General features: G+C 59.1%; 14 protein-coding genes (1 of these 14 cut by a window edge). 5 read left to right on the top strand and 9 right to left on the bottom strand.

Going from position 1 to position 15,811, the window contains the following annotated elements:
• Positions 1–144: 144 nt before the first annotated feature.
• Entirely contained in the window at positions 145–1,809 is a 1,665-nt protein-coding gene (ettA, locus tag AC3ISG_RS20660) for an energy-dependent translational throttle protein EttA (protein WP_065987538.1), read from the top strand.
• 74 nt (positions 1,810–1,883) lie between these two features.
• Here ettA and AC3ISG_RS20655 read toward each other — a convergent pair whose 3' ends face one another.
• Complete coding sequence (locus AC3ISG_RS20655; RefSeq protein WP_122536694.1) at positions 1,884–2,378, bottom strand: GreA/GreB family elongation factor; 495 nt, start codon at positions 2,376–2,378, stop codon at positions 1,884–1,886.
• Between the two features lie 85 nt (positions 2,379–2,463).
• The gene (locus tag AC3ISG_RS20650) at positions 2,464–2,823 is read right to left on the bottom strand and encodes a hypothetical protein (RefSeq protein ID WP_122536695.1); all 360 of its coding nucleotides are present in this window, start codon (positions 2,821–2,823) and stop codon (positions 2,464–2,466) included.
• A 225-nt stretch (positions 2,824–3,048) separates the two neighbouring features.
• Here AC3ISG_RS20650 and AC3ISG_RS20645 point away from each other — a divergent pair, with 225 nt between their 5' ends.
• Both AC3ISG_RS20645 and AC3ISG_RS20640 read left to right on the top strand, forming a co-directional pair.
• Positions 3,049–4,257 carry a multidrug effflux MFS transporter gene (locus tag AC3ISG_RS20645; protein ID WP_122622874.1) on the top strand — a complete coding sequence of 403 codons (1,209 nt, stop codon included), beginning with the start codon at positions 3,049–3,051 and terminating at the stop codon, positions 4,255–4,257.
• A 708-nt stretch (positions 4,258–4,965) separates the two neighbouring features.
• Positions 4,966–5,658 (top strand): ArsR/SmtB family transcription factor, encoded by a 693-nt coding sequence (locus AC3ISG_RS20640; protein WP_122536697.1) that lies wholly within the window; start codon positions 4,966–4,968, stop codon positions 5,656–5,658.
• Between the two features lie 55 nt (positions 5,659–5,713).
• On the opposite strand, the gene AC3ISG_RS20635 is transcribed toward AC3ISG_RS20640, so the two are convergent.
• The gene (locus AC3ISG_RS20635) at positions 5,714–6,667 is read right to left on the bottom strand and encodes an adenosine deaminase (RefSeq protein WP_122536698.1); all 954 of its coding nucleotides are present in this window, start codon (positions 6,665–6,667) and stop codon (positions 5,714–5,716) included.
• 328 nt (positions 6,668–6,995) lie between these two features.
• Between AC3ISG_RS20635 and AC3ISG_RS20630 the strand changes: the two genes are divergently transcribed.
• A complete protein-coding gene (locus tag AC3ISG_RS20630; RefSeq protein ID WP_122536699.1) occupies positions 6,996–8,087 on the top strand; it encodes a calcium:cation antiporter in 1,092 nt (363 codons plus the stop codon).
• A 73-nt stretch (positions 8,088–8,160) separates the two neighbouring features.
• On the opposite strand, the gene AC3ISG_RS20625 is transcribed toward AC3ISG_RS20630, so the two are convergent.
• The 6 genes from AC3ISG_RS20625 to AC3ISG_RS20600 form a co-directional block, all read right to left on the bottom strand.
• The gene (locus tag AC3ISG_RS20625; RefSeq protein WP_489297845.1) at positions 8,161–9,516 is read right to left on the bottom strand and encodes an 8-oxoguanine deaminase; all 1,356 of its coding nucleotides are present in this window, start codon (positions 9,514–9,516) and stop codon (positions 8,161–8,163) included.
• 170 nt (positions 9,517–9,686) lie between these two features.
• The gene (locus tag AC3ISG_RS20620; RefSeq protein ID WP_489297844.1) at positions 9,687–10,373 is read right to left on the bottom strand and encodes an SDR family oxidoreductase; all 687 of its coding nucleotides are present in this window, start codon (positions 10,371–10,373) and stop codon (positions 9,687–9,689) included.
• Positions 10,374–10,975: 602 nt separating this feature from the next.
• The gene (locus AC3ISG_RS20615; protein WP_272632553.1) at positions 10,976–11,563 is read right to left on the bottom strand and encodes an IMPACT family protein; all 588 of its coding nucleotides are present in this window, start codon (positions 11,561–11,563) and stop codon (positions 10,976–10,978) included.
• Between the two features lie 33 nt (positions 11,564–11,596).
• Positions 11,597–12,256: a TetR/AcrR family transcriptional regulator gene (locus tag AC3ISG_RS20610; RefSeq protein ID WP_122536703.1), complete on the bottom strand. Its 660-nt coding sequence runs from the start codon at positions 12,254–12,256 to the stop codon at positions 11,597–11,599.
• Positions 12,257–12,340: 84 nt separating this feature from the next.
• Positions 12,341–13,735 carry a uracil-xanthine permease family protein gene (locus AC3ISG_RS20605; protein ID WP_489297843.1) on the bottom strand — a complete coding sequence of 465 codons (1,395 nt, stop codon included), beginning with the start codon at positions 13,733–13,735 and terminating at the stop codon, positions 12,341–12,343.
• Positions 13,736–13,909: 174 nt separating this feature from the next.
• A complete protein-coding gene (locus tag AC3ISG_RS20600) occupies positions 13,910–14,830 on the bottom strand; it encodes a LysR family transcriptional regulator (RefSeq protein ID WP_122536705.1) in 921 nt (306 codons plus the stop codon).
• Positions 14,831–14,972: 142 nt separating this feature from the next.
• On the opposite strand from AC3ISG_RS20600, the gene aptA reads away from it, so the two are divergent.
• On the top strand, positions 14,973–15,811 hold the 5' portion of the coding sequence (gene aptA / locus AC3ISG_RS20595; protein WP_489297842.1) for an omega-aminotransferase AptA. The gene runs 508 nt beyond the window's last position; only the first 839 of its 1,347 coding nucleotides appear in the window; the start codon lies at positions 14,973–14,975; its stop codon lies beyond the right edge, outside the window.

Below are 15,811 nucleotides of genomic sequence, written 5' to 3'. Positions count from 1 at the left end.
TCCCTGCCGCGCGGGTTCGGCTTTGATCAATTCAAGGCCCGGAATCGCGCTAAGGCAAGTTGCGGCGCGAAGATAAACGCATTTTTTGCGACGCAGCACTAAGCTCGCGCCTTAATTCACAGTCCCATTCCAGGTTTTCATTCCATGGCTCAATACGTCTTTACCATGCATCGGCTGAGCAAAGTTGTTCCGCCGAAGCGGGAAATCCTGAAAAACATCTCCCTCTCGTTTTTCCCCGGCGCCAAGATCGGCGTCCTCGGCCTCAACGGCTCGGGTAAATCCACGCTGCTGAAAATCATGGCCGGTGTCGACACCGAATTTGACGGTGAAGCGCGCCCGATGCCCGAGCTGAATATCGGCTACCTGCCGCAAGAGCCGCAGCTCGATCCGACCAAGACCGTACGTGAAGTGGTCGAAGAAGCTGTCAGCGTGATCAAGGACGCTCAAGCACGTCTGGACGAAGTCTATGCCGCTTACGCGGAGCCGGACGCCGATTTCGACAAGCTGGCGGCCGAACAGGCCAAGCTCGAGTCGATCCTGCAAGCCAGCGATGGCCACAACCTGGAGCGCCAGCTCGAAGTGGCCGCCGATGCGCTGCGCCTGCCGGCCTGGGACGCCAAGGTTGAACACCTGTCCGGTGGTGAGAAACGTCGCGTGGCCCTGTGCCGTCTGCTGCTGTCCGCCCCTGACATGCTGCTGCTCGACGAACCGACCAACCACCTGGATGCCGATTCCGTCGCCTGGCTCGAGCATTTCCTGCACGATTTCCCGGGCACCGTGGTTGCGATCACCCACGACCGGTACTTCCTCGACAACGTCGCTGGCTGGATTCTGGAACTCGACCGCGGCGCGGGCATTCCGTACGAAGGCAACTATTCCGGCTGGCTTGAAGCCAAGTCTGATCGTCTGGCGGCCGAGTCCAAGCAGCAGTCGGCCCATGAAAAGGCCATGAAAGAAGAGCTCGAGTGGGTCCGTAAAGGTGCCAAGGCGCGCCAGTCGAAATCCAAGGCCCGTCTGCAACGCTTCGAAGAGCTTCAGTCCCAGGAATTCCAGAAGCGCAGCGAGACCAACGAGATCTACATCCCGGCCGGTCCGCGTCTGGGCGACAAGGTCATCGAATTCAAGAACGTCACCAAGGGCTACGGTGATCGCGTGCTGATCGACAACCTGTCGTTCTCCATGCCTAAAGGCGCCATCGTTGGCGTGATCGGCGGTAACGGTGCCGGTAAATCGACGCTGTTCCGCATGCTCATGGGCAAGGAGCAACCGGACTCCGGCTCCATTGAAGTCGGCGAAACCGTGCAGCTGGCGTGTGTCGATCAGAGCCGCGACGACCTGGATGGCAGCAAAACCGTGTTCGCACAGATTTCCGACGGCTCCGATCAAATCAAGATCGGCAACTACGAAATCCCGTCGCGCACCTATGTCGGCCGTTTCAACTTCAAGGGCGGCGATCAGCAGAAGTTCGTGAAGGACCTGTCTGGCGGTGAGCGCGGTCGTCTGCACCTGGCGCTGACGTTGAAGGAGGGTGGCAACGTCCTGCTGCTCGACGAACCGTCAAACGACCTCGACGTTGAAACCCTGCGTTCCCTTGAAGAAGCCCTGCTGGACTTCCCTGGCGCTGCCATTGTGATCTCTCACGATCGGTGGTTCCTTGACCGCGTTGCCACTCACATCCTCGCGTACGAAGACGATTCGCAAGCGGTGTTCTTCGAAGGCAACTACACCGAGTACGAGGCAGATCGCAAGAAACGCCTTGGCGATGCCGCCGCTCAGCCGCACCGCGTGCGTCACAAGAAGCTCGCCTGATACGGTTGGCGTTACGAAAAAACGGAGCCGTTGGGCTCCGTTTTTTGTGTCTGGCCGATTGTTGGTCGACGACCTCAGTCGCCGGCTTCAATACGCACCACCTCGATCACGGCATCGCCTACCGGCCGCTGCCAAGTGACTTCATCCCCAACTTTGGCGCCCAGTAGTGCCTTGCCCAGCGGTGACGCCCAGTTGATCAACTGACTGCCTGCATCGGCCTGATCCTCGCCGACCAATTGCATGCGCTGTTCAACGTTTTCCTCGTCGGCAAAGGTCACCCAACTGCCGATCTGAACCTTGTCATCCGACGTGCTGCTGACCACTTGTGCGCTTTGCAGGCGCTGGTTGAAGTAACGCAGGTCCCGTTCGATTTCGGCCATGCGCTGTTTGTCGCCTTCATCGCCTTGGGCGTTCTGTTCGCTGTATTGGGCTTGCAGTTGCTCGACCTGATCGTGCAATTGATCAAGGCCGCGCTGGGTGACGTAGTTGGTCTGCACGCTGATCTGCCGTTCAACCGGCGGGTCGATTTGCGCGGCGGCGTTGTCTTCGTTGACGAAGGCGCGACTCATGGCGGGGCTCCTGTTCGTGGCTTAGTCATATTGGGCCATGTGCGGTCCCCGATAGTTTCACCCGTCATGCAGCCGCGACCGGCGTTTAATGAGATCGGTAGGCTTTAGCGGCGTCCTGGGTTCTCTGGCGGTCCCAGTCGCGGTCGCGGTCATTCCAGATACTGTCCCGGCCTTGATCCTGAACATTGCTGTTGGCCAGTTGCGCCTGGCACTGGCGAAACCCGTCCGACCAACCTTGCGCATACAGCGTGTCACGCAAATAGCGTGGCACGTCCTTTTTGAATTGACCTTTGATGACATCAATCGATTGCCGCCCGCTCCCGCAGCCATCCTGAAAACCATCAGCGAATGCCGGTGGGTAACCTTCGGCCAGTAACTGGTCGTGGGTAGACTGACATCCGGCGACAACGACAACGCACCACAGTACAGCCCATCGCGCATTCATTTTGATTTCCTCACTGCTTGAGAAAAGCTTAGAAGCGCTTCTGTGAGTTATTGGTAAAAACGTTGTAGGAAATCCATTAACCGATGCTCGGTCGTGCGTAATAAGTTCCACCTTTTTTTGCTCAGCGACGTCTTGAAAAAACTTCTGGTAATTTTCCCGTGACCGGGCCGCGCAGATCCAAGGTTGTTAAACTGTCGCGCTGCGCAAAACCGTTTAGGAAGATTGATGAACCTCAGAACGATTCTGATCCTCGGCGCACTCAGCGCCTTTGGCCCGTTGGCCATCGACTTTTACCTGCCAGGTTTCCCGGCCATCGCTTTGGCGTTCGGCACCGACGAGAAACACGTTCAGCTGACCCTGGCCTCTTATTTCCTCGGCCTGAGCATCGGCCAGCTCGCCTACGGCCCGATCGCCGATCGCTTCGGTCGCCGGATCCCGCTGTTATTTGGCGTCGGCTTGTTCACCCTTGCATCGCTGGCGTGCGCCCTGGCGCCTTCCCTCGAATGGCTGATTGCGGCCCGCTTTGTACAAGCGTTGGGCGGATGTGCCGGCATGGTGCTGTCACGGGCGATCGTCAGCGACAAGTGTTCGCCGGTTGACTCGGCCAAGGTGTTCTCGCAATTGATGCTTGTCATGGGCCTGGCACCGATTCTGGCCCCGATGCTGGGCGGGCTGTTGGTCAACGTTGTGGGTTGGCAGGCCATCTTCCTGTCCTTGACGGTGTTCAGCGCACTCACGGCAGTGGCGGTTTTCAGGGGCTTGCCGGAAAGCATGCCGGCCGGCCACCCGCGACTGCCGCTCTCGGGCGCGCTCGGGTCGTACTGGAATCTGCTGGGCGACCGGATCTTCCTGGGCCATGCGCTCACCGGCGGGATCGCCATGGCCGGGATGTTCTCCTACATCGCGGGTTCACCTTTCGTTTTCATCAAGCTCTACGGCGTCCCGGCGGAACACTACGGATGGCTGTTCGGCATCAATGCTGCCGGCTTCATCCTCATCGCCCAGGTGAACGCCCGCCTTGTTGGCCGCTATGGGCCGGCGTGGTTGCTGTCGCGGACTGTCTGGATCTATCTCGCTGCTGCCGTCGTGCTGCTGACCGTCGCATCCCTGCACACCGAAAAACTGTGGCCGCTGCTGATTCCGCTGTTTATCTATATCGCCAGCCTGGGCTGCATCATCCCCAACGCTTCCGCGTGCGCGATGGGCGGGCAGGGTAAACGTGCAGGCAGCGCGTCGGCGTTGTTGGGGTGCCTGCAGTTCAGTGTCGCAGCGGGTGCGGCGGCATTGGTCGGCGTGCTGCATGACGGAACGGCGGTGCCGATGGCGACCGTCATTACGCTGTGCGGCGTGCTGGCCGTGACCCTGGCGGTGATCACTCGCCGCGCGCAACTGAAACGAGATGCGCTGACGCCCCACGCGGATGTGCGTATCTGATCGACGTCGGCAACGCGCAGGCGTTGCCGATTTTTCTCATGTTTAACGTGCACCTGTCTAAGCATGTTTAGTCTGTCGAAAATGAGCGGTTTATATACGGCTTTTTACTACTTCCTAATTGGAAACTTCTTACAGCACTAAAAGGGACCGATCCTGACTGCCGTGCTTGATCGCGACAAGTTCACTCTTGATACGCCTTTGGCACAGATTATTTTCTTGAAGGTTTTCTGAGTTTTCGATGTAGGCAATCGCCACGACCTCAGACCCGCGAGCCGCCATCCTCCGCGCAAGCCCCCGTGATTAAAGGGGGTTCGAGCTATCCGATCGCAATCACGCCATGTATGGGCATACCGATTGTGCTGAACATTTGCCAATACGGCCCACAAACAAAGGGTGAGTCGATGGACAAGTTGATCCACCGACCGAATCCAGGTCTTATACTAAGCGCCGTCATGGATCCGATTTAATTTTCTTTTCTAACTGTATGGCTCAGGCGCAATTATCTGTATGGCGTGCAAGTTCCAGGGATCAGAGTTCGCGTGATGTGATTTAAATCAAAGTCTGTGTCCGGCTTAAACAACGATGATGCTGACCGCAGCAACGGCCTTGCGCTTTACCGGATTACGCCCGTGATTCCACGCAAAGGCATGCCTTGATCTGCGCACCGGCACCGGTCCGCTTAGACAATGTTCAACAGGGAGTGAAGACATGGAATATGTACCTTGCATCAGCCAGATCGCTGCGTTGCTCGCCGACCCCAAACGCAGCGCGATCGTGTGGGCGTTGATGGACGGAACATCCCGGGCTGCTGATGAAGTGGCTTTGCTGGTAGGTCTCTCCACTTCTTCCGCCGGTGCGCATCTGGCGCGTCTCGCCGCAGGCGGGTTGCTGCGCCACGAAGTCCGCGCCCGCAAGCGCTACTTCAGACTCGCTGCGCCGGAGGTCCGGACCGCCGTCCAGGCGTTGGTCAGTGCATCCATGGTCAGCGCGGAACTGATCAGTCGCAGCATGGCGCAGCCATTGCCGCCCCTGCCGTTATGCAGAGCCAGTGTGTGTGCGGATCATCTGGGTGGCGAGATGGGCGCTGAGCTGTATTTGCGGATGTTGGGGGCAGGGTGGATTGAACAGTCCGAACACCGGCTTGAAGTCACCAGTGTCGGCATCTCCCGCTTTGCCGAACGTGGCATTTTTATTCCCGCGCTGGCCCACAGACGACGCGAAGCTGTGTGCGCCTGCGTTGATCGCCATGAACGCCGACCCCATCTGGGGGGCGCCTTAGGGGCGGGGCTTTTGCAACTGTTCATGCAGTTGGGTTGGCTGCGCACGACGGAAGAGGCCTGCACGTTGCAGGTCTCATCCAACGGCCAGCGGGAAATCAGCAAGATCGCCTCGGCGGCGTGACGGCGCGAAATGGACGCGCGGCGTGTGGAACAGAACGTCCACACGCTGCTGCTGATCAGGGCTTGATCAGACGGGCGTCGAGGCTGTTTTGCGCGAGGCGACTGGCCTGATCCTGGGTCATGCCCAAGTGGGTGTGCAGCGCGTGGAAGTTCTCGGTCACATAGCCACCGAAGTACGCAGGGTCATCGGAGTTGACGGTCACTTTTACGCCGCGCTCGAGCATATCGAGAATGTTGTGCTGACCCATGTGGTCGAAAACGCAAAGCTTGGTGTTGGACAGCGGGCAGACCGTCAGCGGGATCTGCTCATCAATGATGCGCTGCATCAGGCGCTCGTCCTCGATGGCGCGAACGCCGTGATCGATACGCTGGATTTTCAACAAATCCAGTGCCTCCCAGATGTACTCCGGCGGACCTTCTTCACCGGCGTGGGCAACGGTCAGGAAGCCTTCACCGCGAGCCCGGTCAAAGACGCGCTTGAACTTGCTCGGTGGGTGGCCCATTTCCGAGCTGTCCAGGCCGACGGCCACGAAGGTGTCGCGATAGGGCAGGGCCATGTCGAGGGTCTTCTGCGCTTCGTCCTCACTCAAGTGGCGCAGGAAGCTCAGGATCAGGCCGCTGCCGATCCCGAGTTTTTCCTTGCCGTCTTTCAAGGCGCCGGCTATGCCGTTAAGCACGACTTCAAAGGGAATGCCGCGGTCGGTGTGGGTCTGAGGATCGAAGAACGGTTCGGTGTGAATAACGTTCTGCGCCTTGCAGCGCTCCAGGTATGCCCAGGTCAGGTCGTAGAAATCCTGCTCGGTTCGCAGCACGTCGGCGCCGCGGTAATACAGGTCGAGAAACTCCTGAAGATTATTGAAGGCGTAGGCCTTGCGCAGGGTTTCGACATCCGCCCAAGGCAGAGCGATCTTGTTGCGCTCAGCCAGAGCGAACAAGAGTTCCGGCTCAAGTGAGCCCTCCAGATGCAGGTGCAGTTCTGCCTTGGGCAGGGCGTTCAACCAGTCGTACATGGGCTTTGTCTCGTAAGGTGCAATGGCGGGCATTCTACAGAGTCAGGCGCGCGGGCCGAATAAAACCTGACCGGACGGTTCACACGCTGCGTGGCTCTCATCTCCATGGGTATCGGCGATCCGGGCCCGCAGTTGTAGGCGTTCCCGGCGTCTGGATGTACGGATCAGCGTCAGGATGAATGGCAATTTGATGCGGCGGCGCGACGATCTGTCGCGACCGCCTGCTAGGCTGTCTTGAAACCTTTGTTTACATCAACACTCTCAAGCGCTTCAGTAAACTTCACTTCATGGATGTGCGGCCAGGGTCGCAAAGGGCTAAAAGGCAGCGATGGGCACGATTCTCAAGCAGGAAAAGTTTCTTCTACTGGCGGTCATTGCGACCTTTTTCGCCTACTTCTACGAACACCAACTGCTCAGCCACGGTCATACCGTCGCGCTGATCGCGGGCATCGCCCTGGTGGGGTTCATCATCTGCGCGTCGTTGCGGGTGGCTCACCACGCCGAGCTGTTGGCGGAAAAGGTCGGCGATCCGTACGGCACCATGATCCTCACCTTGTCGGCGGTGCTGGTTGAGGTCGTGATTCTGGCGATCATGATGAGCAACGAGCCTTCACCAACGCTGGTGCGCGACACCATCTACTCGGCCGTGATGCTCGACATCAACGGGATCCTGGGTCTTGCCGCGTTGATGGGCGGGCTCAAGCACGGTGAGCAGTCCTACAACGATGACTCCGCGCGGTCTTATAGCGTGATGATTTTGACTGCCATGGCAGTGTCGATGGTGGTGCCCGAATTCATTCCCGAAGGGAAATGGAAACTGTATTCGGCCTTCACCATTGGCGCGATGATCCTGCTGTATGCGCTGTTCCTGCGTATGCAGGTCGGACCCCACAGCTACTTCTTCAGCTACAGCTACCCGGACAAGAAGCGCCGCAAGGGTGAGGCCGAAGAAGCACACGAGCCAGTCAACCTGACGCGCTCGATCGCCACGCTGGTTTTCGGCGTAGTGGTGATCGGCGCGTTGGCCGAGGTTATGTCGAAGACCGTGGATCTGGGCCTGGAAGGTAGCGGGGCGCCTCCCGTGATGACGGCGATCCTGGTGGCCGCCATTTCGGCAGCGCCGGAGATCCTGACCGCATTGCGAGCCGCGCTGGCCAACCGCATGCAGTCGGTGGTCAATATCGCCCTCGGTGCTTCGCTGTCGACGGTGATTCTGACCGTGCCGGTCATGGAAGGCATGGCGCTTTACAGCGGCCAGGCCTTCCAGATGGCGATGACGCCGGTGCAGACCGTCATGATCTTTGTCACCTTGCTGGTCTGCGCCATCAACCTCAACGACGGCGAGACCAACGCCATCGAAGGCATGACGCATTTTGTGCTGTTTGCCACGTTCATCATGCTGTCGCTGATGGGGCTATAACTTGGCTTTCGCCTGAACCAGCAGTGGGGGAGTCAGCCGTTTCACTCCCCCGCGGCGCCAGCCAAACCGCGTGTCAGCCCCTGATTAATGCCGCCGCTGCCTGGCGATGGTCTGCAATTAATCCCTTCAGATCGAGCCCTTCGACCTGACCTTCAATCACCCGCCATGTGCCGCCGATCATCACCCGGTCTGCGCGATCAGCGCCGCACAGCAGCAGCGCCGAAATCGGATCGTGGCTGCCGGAGAAGCGCAACTCGTCCAGCTTGAACAAGGCCAGATCAGCCTGTTTCCCCACCGCCAACTCGCCGATGTCACGTCGGCCCAGCAATTGCGCCGAGCCCTTGGTCGCCCAGCCCAATGCCAACTCGGGCGTGATTTTTTCCGCCCCGTAACGCAAGCGCTGCAGGTAAAGCGCCTGCTTGGCTTCAAGCATCATGTTCGAGGCGTCATTTGACGCAGAACCGTCAACGCCCAGACCGATCGGGGCGCCTGCGGCAAGCAGCTCCAGCGTGGGGCAGATGCCTGACGCAAGGCGCATGTTCGAACTCGGGCAATGACAGACCCCGGTGCCGGCCTGGCCGAGGCGAGTGATCTCTTCGCTGTTGAAATGAATACCGTGGGCCAGCCAGGTGCGAGGGCCGAGCCAGCCGACGCTGTCCAGATAGTCGACTGTCCTCAGGCCGAAGCGCTGCAGGCAGAAGTCCTCTTCGTCCAGGGTTTCGGCCAGATGCGTGTGCAGGCGCACATCGTGTTTTTCGGCGAGGGCTGCGCTTTCCGCCATGATCTCGGTCGTCACCGAAAACGGTGAGCACGGCGCCAGCGCAATCTGGATCTGCGCGCCGTCACCTCGCTCGTGGTAGGTCTCGATCAAGCGCACGCTGTCGTCGAGAATCACCTGCCCCTGCTGGACGGTTTGCTGGGGTGGCAGGCCGCCGTCTGCCTCGCCCAAGGTCATCGAACCCCGCGTCAGCATCGCGCGCATACCCAGTTCGCGGACGCTTTTAACTTGAACATCGATGGCGTCTTCCAGACCTTGCGGGAACAGATAATGATGGTCGGCAGCGGTGGTGCAGCCTGACAGCAGCAACTCGGTCAGGGCGACCTTGCTGGCCAGTGCAAGTTTTTCCGGGGTCAGCCGCGCCCACACTGGGTAAAGCGTTTTCAGCCAGGGGAATAACGGCTGATTGACCACCGGGCCCCAGGCGCGGGTAAGGGTTTGATAAAAGTGGTGGTGAGTGTTGATCAGGCCGGGCAACAAGACATGCTCGCGTGCATCGAACACGTGTTCGCAAGGTTGTGCGGGCAGTTGGCCTGGCGAGAGCATCTCAACAATAACCCCGTCCTCGACCACCAGACCGCCTCGAGCATCGAGATCATTGGCCGTGAAAACGGCAAGGGGATTTTTCAACCAGGTACGGATCGCGGGCATTGGCCGGCTCCTCTGAAAGTGGGTTCAGGTCGCCAGCTCAGTGTTGCCCTGTCTGCTGATCCAGGGTCGCCGCAGCAACGAACGCGCTGCGAGGCGAGGGCGGATTCTAGAGGGTTGTGGCGGGCGTCGGCAAGTCGCGACGGCTCAGGCTGCCGCGACGTGCATTTCGATCACCAGGGAATCGTCTCACCCTTGTAGTTCACGAAGTGATGACCGCCTTTGCCCGCAAAGCGCTCAAGCTGCTCGACAATCCCGCGTACGCTGGTTTCGACGTCGATATCGGCGCCTTCACCGCCCATCGCCGTGCGCACCCAACCGGGGTGCATTGACAGCACTGTCGGTTTGTTCTCGCCCATCTGCGTCACGAAGGTGTTGGTCATTGAGTTCAGCGCGGCTTTGCTGGCTTTGTACAGCGCCATCTCTGGGGCGTCGGGCATGGTGACGCTGCCGAGCACTGAGCTCATGAACGCAACCACACCGGTCTCGGGACGGATCTGGTCGACGAAGCGTTTGGCCAGGCGGATGGGCGCGACGGCGTTGGTGAGAAATAGCTGACCCAGTTCGCCGGACGTCGCGTCGGTCGGGTTGGGATGCATCGGGCCCATTACGCCGGCGTTGACGAACAGCAGGTCATACGTCTGGCCTTTGAGGTTATGAGTCAGCACTTCGAGGGAAGACGGCTCGTCGATGTCCAGTGTCTGTAACTGCACATTCTGCAGTGCTTTCAGCTCGTCGGCCTTCTGAGCGTCGCGGACGGTGGCGGTGACTTCCCAGCCCAGTTCCGTCAGACGTTTCACCAATCCGAGGCCAAGGCCGCGTGACGCTCCGATGATCAGAGCTGTTTTAGGGGTGGACATTGGAATGACTCCTGTACAGACAAACGAAAAATTTCACTCAAACGATGGACATCGCGACGCGGTGAGAATTTGGTTTCTTGAGGCGCTGAGTTGCCGCGAGGCGCATAAGTTAGCGGCAGAGGATGACAGAGGCTTACGACATATGTGAGTGAACGTTTCCGATATGAATGTCAGGCGATCAGGATGGCGCACGATCGACCACCGCCTGATGGTGTGTCTGTATAAAAAACATCCAGCTATGCCCAATGCGTGTCGTACAAGGCACTCTGCGGAGGCTTGCACGGGTTATCCACAGATTGCTCCACAGGTAATGTGGGTAGTTGCGGATTGGGGGTATGACGCGCCTGAAACGAGCGCCGCATCGGGATAAAGGGCGCTAACGTCCTGTTTTTCCGCTCCTTTTATTCACAGCGAACGCTTTTGGATAAAAAATGATCAAGCAGCGCAAAGCCTTATGCATCAAGGCCTGCGGCGATGTGCGCTCAGCTTGTCCACAGGCAGGTGCACAGTAGATGTGAGCAAATGCCACTGCGATTACATCCATTGCGTTTCCGTGCAGCGCCAGTTTTAACCGGGAAGGCGTCGATGTGGCCGTGGATCGACTACTGCGCCTGCTGCAACACGATCCGCCCGCGACTGATGTCGGACAATTGGCGCTGAAGGGTCTCAACCTGATCAGGCCCTAGCGCGATTGAGAGCGTGACGCCGTTTGCGTTGAAGCGCTCATCCTCCACAAGCCCGTTGAGTTCAGCCACTCGCAGCTTTATCAGCACCAGTTCGCTGAAGCTGCAATCGAATTGCAACGGCACTCGGTTGACCAACGGCATCCGATCCGCCTGCTGCAGGCATTTGTTCGCCCCCCCACCATAGGCCCTCGCGAGCCCGCCGGTGCCCAGTTGAATCCCGCCGTACCAGCGAATGACCAGCACAACGACCCGATCAAAATCCTGAGCATCAATGGCCGCGAGTATCGGCCGCCCGGCCGTGCCACCTGGTTCGCCATCGTCGTTGCTGCGGTACTGCGCGCCCAGTTTCCAGGCCCAGCAATTGTGAGTGGCGTCGAGGTCACTGTGCTGCTCGATGAACGCTTGAGCATCGGCAGCAGTGTCGATGGGGGCCGCGAGGGTAATGAATCGGCTCTTGCGAATCTCTTCGCGAAACTCGCAGGGGCCGGTGAGCGTAAAAGGCATTGAGTTTCCAGACTGCGCTTGGGTTTTCAGGCGTTATACAGCAGGCGTGAGTCCGCAGCCCTTGAGAATGATGCGGATCAGGTTATCCCCAGCAGCCTCCATGTCCTGCTTGGTCAGCTTCGAACGGCCGGTGACCTGGCAAATCTGGGTGGCGAAGTCAGCGTAATGCTGGGTGCTGCCCCACAGCAGGAAAATCAAATGCACCGGATCGACCGGGTCCATTTTCCCGGCGTCGATCCAGGCCTGGAAAACGGCGGCACGCCCCTGAAACCATTCGCGGTAGTCCTGGCTGAAATACTGATTCAGGCACTCGCCGCCACTGATGATCTCCATCGCGAAAATGCGCGAGGCCTGTGGCTGGCGTCGTGAGAACTCCATCTTGGCGCGGATGTAGTGCGTCAGCGCCTGTGCCGGATCGTCGTCTGCGCTCAGGTTGTTAAACGTGCTGTCCCATAACTCGATGATGTTGCTCAGTACCGCGATATAGAGACCCAGCTTATTGGTGAAGTAGTAATGCAGGTTGGCTTTGGGCAGGCCGGCATTCTGCGCGATCGTGTTCATGCTGGTGCCCTTGAAACCATGACGAGCGAATTCGTCCTCAGCCGCCTTCAAGATCGCTTCTTCGTTTTTCTGGCGAATGCGGCTGGCCGGTTTGGTGGCGCTGGGGCTGTGAGCGGGGACTTCAAGGGTCATGTGCGGTTCCAGACGGATCATTGGGTGCGACGCAGTGAACACATAGCGCACCCGCGAGGATCCGACAAGCGTTGCCCTCGTAAATCAGTGCTCAAAGGATTCCGTTGTGTGTTTTTTGGCTTCGCCCGTTTCATTTGTTTCTTTGGCTTCCGGAAGCATCAGGCTCATCACGATGGCCGTGAGCCCGCCGCTGGTGATCGCCGAGTCGAACAGGCTTTGCACCCATTGCGGCAGATGATGCAGCAGCGTCGGTTGCGCCGCGATGCCCAGTCCTACTCCGAACGAGGTGGCGATGATCAACATGCTGCGGCGATCCAGCGGCGCTTGCGCGAGGATCCGCACGCCTGCCGCTGCAACGCTGCCGAACATCACCAATGTCGCGCCGCCAAGCACCGGCTTAGGAATCTGCTGAAGCATCGCACCGATCACCGGGAACAGCCCGAGTAGAAACAGGATTGCTCCGATGTACAGACCCACATACCGACTGGCCACGCCGGTGAGCTGAATCACGCCGTTGTTCTGGGCGAAGGTCGTGTTGGGGAAGGCGCTGAATGTCGCCGCGATCATGCAGCTGACGCCGTCGCCCAGCACACCGCCCTTCAGCCGGGCAATGTAGCCTGGGCCCTTGATGGGCTCGCGGGAGAGCATGCAGTTGGCGGTAAGGTCGCCGACGGTTTCGATGCTGCTGATCAGATAAATCAGCGCCACCGGTAGGAATGCTGCCCAGTCGAAGCTGAATCCGAACCGAAAGGGCACGGGAATGCTGACCAGCGCAACATCGGCGATTGAGTGAGGCACGAGCTTGCCGCTGAACCAGGCTGCAAGGCTGCCAATCGCGAGCCCGATGATAATGGCCGATAGCCTCAACCAGGGCGCGCTTGAGCGGTTGAGCACGACGATCACTGCCAGCACGAAAACGCCAAGGGCCAGATTGACCGGCTCGCCGAAGTCCGGGGCATTGAAGCCGCCTCCCAGATCAGTCACGCCGACCTTGATCAAGCTGACGCCGATTAGCGTGATGACGATGCCGGTCACCAGTGGCGTGATCACTCGACGCAGCTGTCCGATGAAACGGCTGAGCACAATCTGCACGATGGCGCCGAAGAAACATACTCCGAACACCATGGCCATGATGTCTTCCGGGCTGCCACCGCGCTGCTTGACGATGAAGCCTGCCGACAGCACCGCGCCGAGAAACGCAAAACTGGTGCCTTGCAGGCAAATCATGCCGGCGCCGATACCGAATGGTCGGCGCGCTTGAATGAACGTGCCCACACCCGACACCATCAACGCCATGCTGATCAGATAAGGCATGTATGCGCCAAGCCCGAGCGCCGATCCGATAATCAGCGGCGGCGTAATGATGCCCACGAATGCAGCAAGCACATGCTGGACAGCAGCCAAGGTTGCCGGCCCGATGCCCGGCCGGTCATTGAGGCCGTAAATGAGGTCGTTATTGTCTGGCGCTTCAGGCTGCATGCTGGCTCTCGATTCTGTGTGGACTTCGACATTCAGCCCTACTGCAAAAACCTGTCCAACTGATCAGTTACGTGCTTACCGATTCGCTGTACATGCCCGTCTATCAAGGGGTTGTTCGGATATCTCGGCCGTTTGATTGCGCGTCATTGGGAAGCTGACTGAGTAGGGTCGGCTTCATCGTGTAGCGGCCAGACTCTCCAGAAAGCTTTCCAGCACCAAATGAGGGCGGCGGCCTTTACGCGTGACGGTCACCAGGCTCACATCGTAGAACCGCGACTTGGGCTTCAGCGCACGCAGTCGACCCTGCTGCACCCAAAGACTGGCGTAATGATCGGGCAGATAGCCGATGTAACGCCCGGTCAGAATCAGAAACGCCATGCCTTCCCGGTCCGATGCGCTCGCGGTGCATTTCAGCGCCTGATAATGGGCCTGGATCTCACTCGGCAGGCGAAACGTCGGCGCTATGGTCTCCTGCGCGGACAGTCGAGCGTCATCAAGCTGCGCATCGTCGGCGTAAAACAGCGGGTGGCCCACCGCGCAGTACAGCAGCGAACGTTCGCTATACAGCGGCTGATATTCCAGTCCCGACAGCGCGCTGGCCTGGGGTACGACGCCAACGTGCAAACTGCCGTCGAGCACACCCTGCTCGACTTCATTGGGCGCGATCATGCGGATATTGATGTGCACGTCCGGGCCACGTTCTTTCAGTTGGGAAAGCGCGTGGGTGATGCGCATATGGGGGAGTGTGACCAGATTGTCCGTCAGCCCGATGTTCAGCTCGCCGCGCAGATGTCGGTGAAGACCGTTCACCTCCGTACGAAAACTTTCGAGGGCGCTCAATAACTGCAGCGATGACTGATAGACCTCGCGGCCTTCCTCCGTCAGGGAAAACCCCGCACGGCCCCGTTGGCAAAGACGCAGTCCCAGGCGCTGCTCCAGATCGCTCATCTGCTGACTGATGGCGGAGCGACCAATGCCCAGCGCGCTTTCTGCTGCCGAAAATCCACCGGACTCGACCACGCTACGAAAAATGCGCAACAGACGGATATCAAAGTCGCTGACTTGTGCCAGCGGATCATTACGGCGTGTGCTCATAGTTTAGTGGCCGGTCAACTGAAGATCGTAAAAGCAGCATTTTCCAGACTTTATGCCCGTGGCACTTTAGCTGCAACCGGCCCGCACCCGCCCGCACTTCAATAGGGAAGTCAGGCCCCCACGACCAGTGAGGTTAATTCCAATGAATATGCCCGAATCGTCCGACATGTCTCTGGCGAGCCAGCTCAAACTTGATGCCCACTGGATGCCTTACACGGCGAACCGAAACTTTCACCGCGATCCACGGCTGATCGTCGCCGCCGAAGGCAGCTATCTCACGGACGACAAAGGGCGCAAAATTTATGACGGTCTGTCGGGGCTGTGGACGTGTGGGGCAGGGCATACGCGCAAGGAGATTCAGGAGGCGGTTTCCCGCCAGTTGGGCACGCTGGACTACTCGCCAGGATTCCAGTTCGGACACCCGCTGTCGTTCCAGCTGGCTGAAAAGATCACCGATCTGACACCCGGCAAGCTGAATCACGTCTTCTATACCGACTCTGGATCGGAGTGCGCTGATACTGCGGTCAAGATGGTGCGGGCTTACTGGCGTTTGAAAGGCCAGGCGACCAAAACCAAGATGATCGGCCGCGCCCGTGGCTATCACGGCGTGAATATCGCGGGCACCAGCCTCGGTGGCGTCAACGGCAACCGCAAGATGTTCGGGCAATTGATGGACGTCGATCATCTCCCTCACACCTTGCTTGCCAGCAACGCCTATTCACGGGGCATGCCGGAGCAGGGCGGCATTGCGCTGGCCGATGAGATGCTCAAGCTGATCGAACTGCACGACGCTTCGAACATTGCAGCGGTGATCGTTGAGCCCATGGCAGGCTCTGCAGGGGTGATCGTTCCGCCGCAGGGGTATCTCAAGCGGCTGCGTGAAATCTGTGATCAGCACAACATCCTGCTGATTTTCGATGAAGTGATCACGGGGTTCGGGCGTACCGGTTCTATGTTCGGCGCCGACAGCTTCGGCGTGAC

It is taken from the genome of Pseudomonas sp. GL_135 (assembly GCF_057834665.1).
Note: the sequence above shows the minus strand (reverse complement) of the source record. Positions and strands in the feature narration are given on the sequence as shown.

Coding starts and splice junctions, on each gene's coding strand:
- ettA (WP_065987538.1), top strand. CDS start 145: ATGGCTCAATACGTCTTTACCATGCATCGGCTGAGCAAAGTTGTTCCG.
- AC3ISG_RS20655 (WP_122536694.1), bottom strand. CDS start 2,378: ATGAGTCGCGCCTTCGTCAACGAAGACAACGCCGCCGCGCAAATCGAC.
- AC3ISG_RS20650 (WP_122536695.1), bottom strand. CDS start 2,823: ATGAATGCGCGATGGGCTGTACTGTGGTGCGTTGTCGTTGTCGCCGGA.
- AC3ISG_RS20645 (WP_122622874.1), top strand. CDS start 3,049: ATGAACCTCAGAACGATTCTGATCCTCGGCGCACTCAGCGCCTTTGGC.
- AC3ISG_RS20640 (WP_122536697.1), top strand. CDS start 4,966: ATGGAATATGTACCTTGCATCAGCCAGATCGCTGCGTTGCTCGCCGAC.
- AC3ISG_RS20635 (WP_122536698.1), bottom strand. CDS start 6,667: ATGTACGACTGGTTGAACGCCCTGCCCAAGGCAGAACTGCACCTGCAT.
- AC3ISG_RS20630 (WP_122536699.1), top strand. CDS start 6,996: ATGGGCACGATTCTCAAGCAGGAAAAGTTTCTTCTACTGGCGGTCATT.
- AC3ISG_RS20625 (WP_489297845.1), bottom strand. CDS start 9,516: ATGCCCGCGATCCGTACCTGGTTGAAAAATCCCCTTGCCGTTTTCACG.
- AC3ISG_RS20620 (WP_489297844.1), bottom strand. CDS start 10,373: ATGTCCACCCCTAAAACAGCTCTGATCATCGGAGCGTCACGCGGCCTT.
- AC3ISG_RS20615 (WP_272632553.1), bottom strand. CDS start 11,563: ATGCCTTTTACGCTCACCGGCCCCTGCGAGTTTCGCGAAGAGATTCGC.
- AC3ISG_RS20610 (WP_122536703.1), bottom strand. CDS start 12,256: ATGACCCTTGAAGTCCCCGCTCACAGCCCCAGCGCCACCAAACCGGCC.
- AC3ISG_RS20605 (WP_489297843.1), bottom strand. CDS start 13,735: ATGCAGCCTGAAGCGCCAGACAATAACGACCTCATTTACGGCCTCAAT.
- AC3ISG_RS20600 (WP_122536705.1), bottom strand. CDS start 14,830: ATGAGCACACGCCGTAATGATCCGCTGGCACAAGTCAGCGACTTTGAT.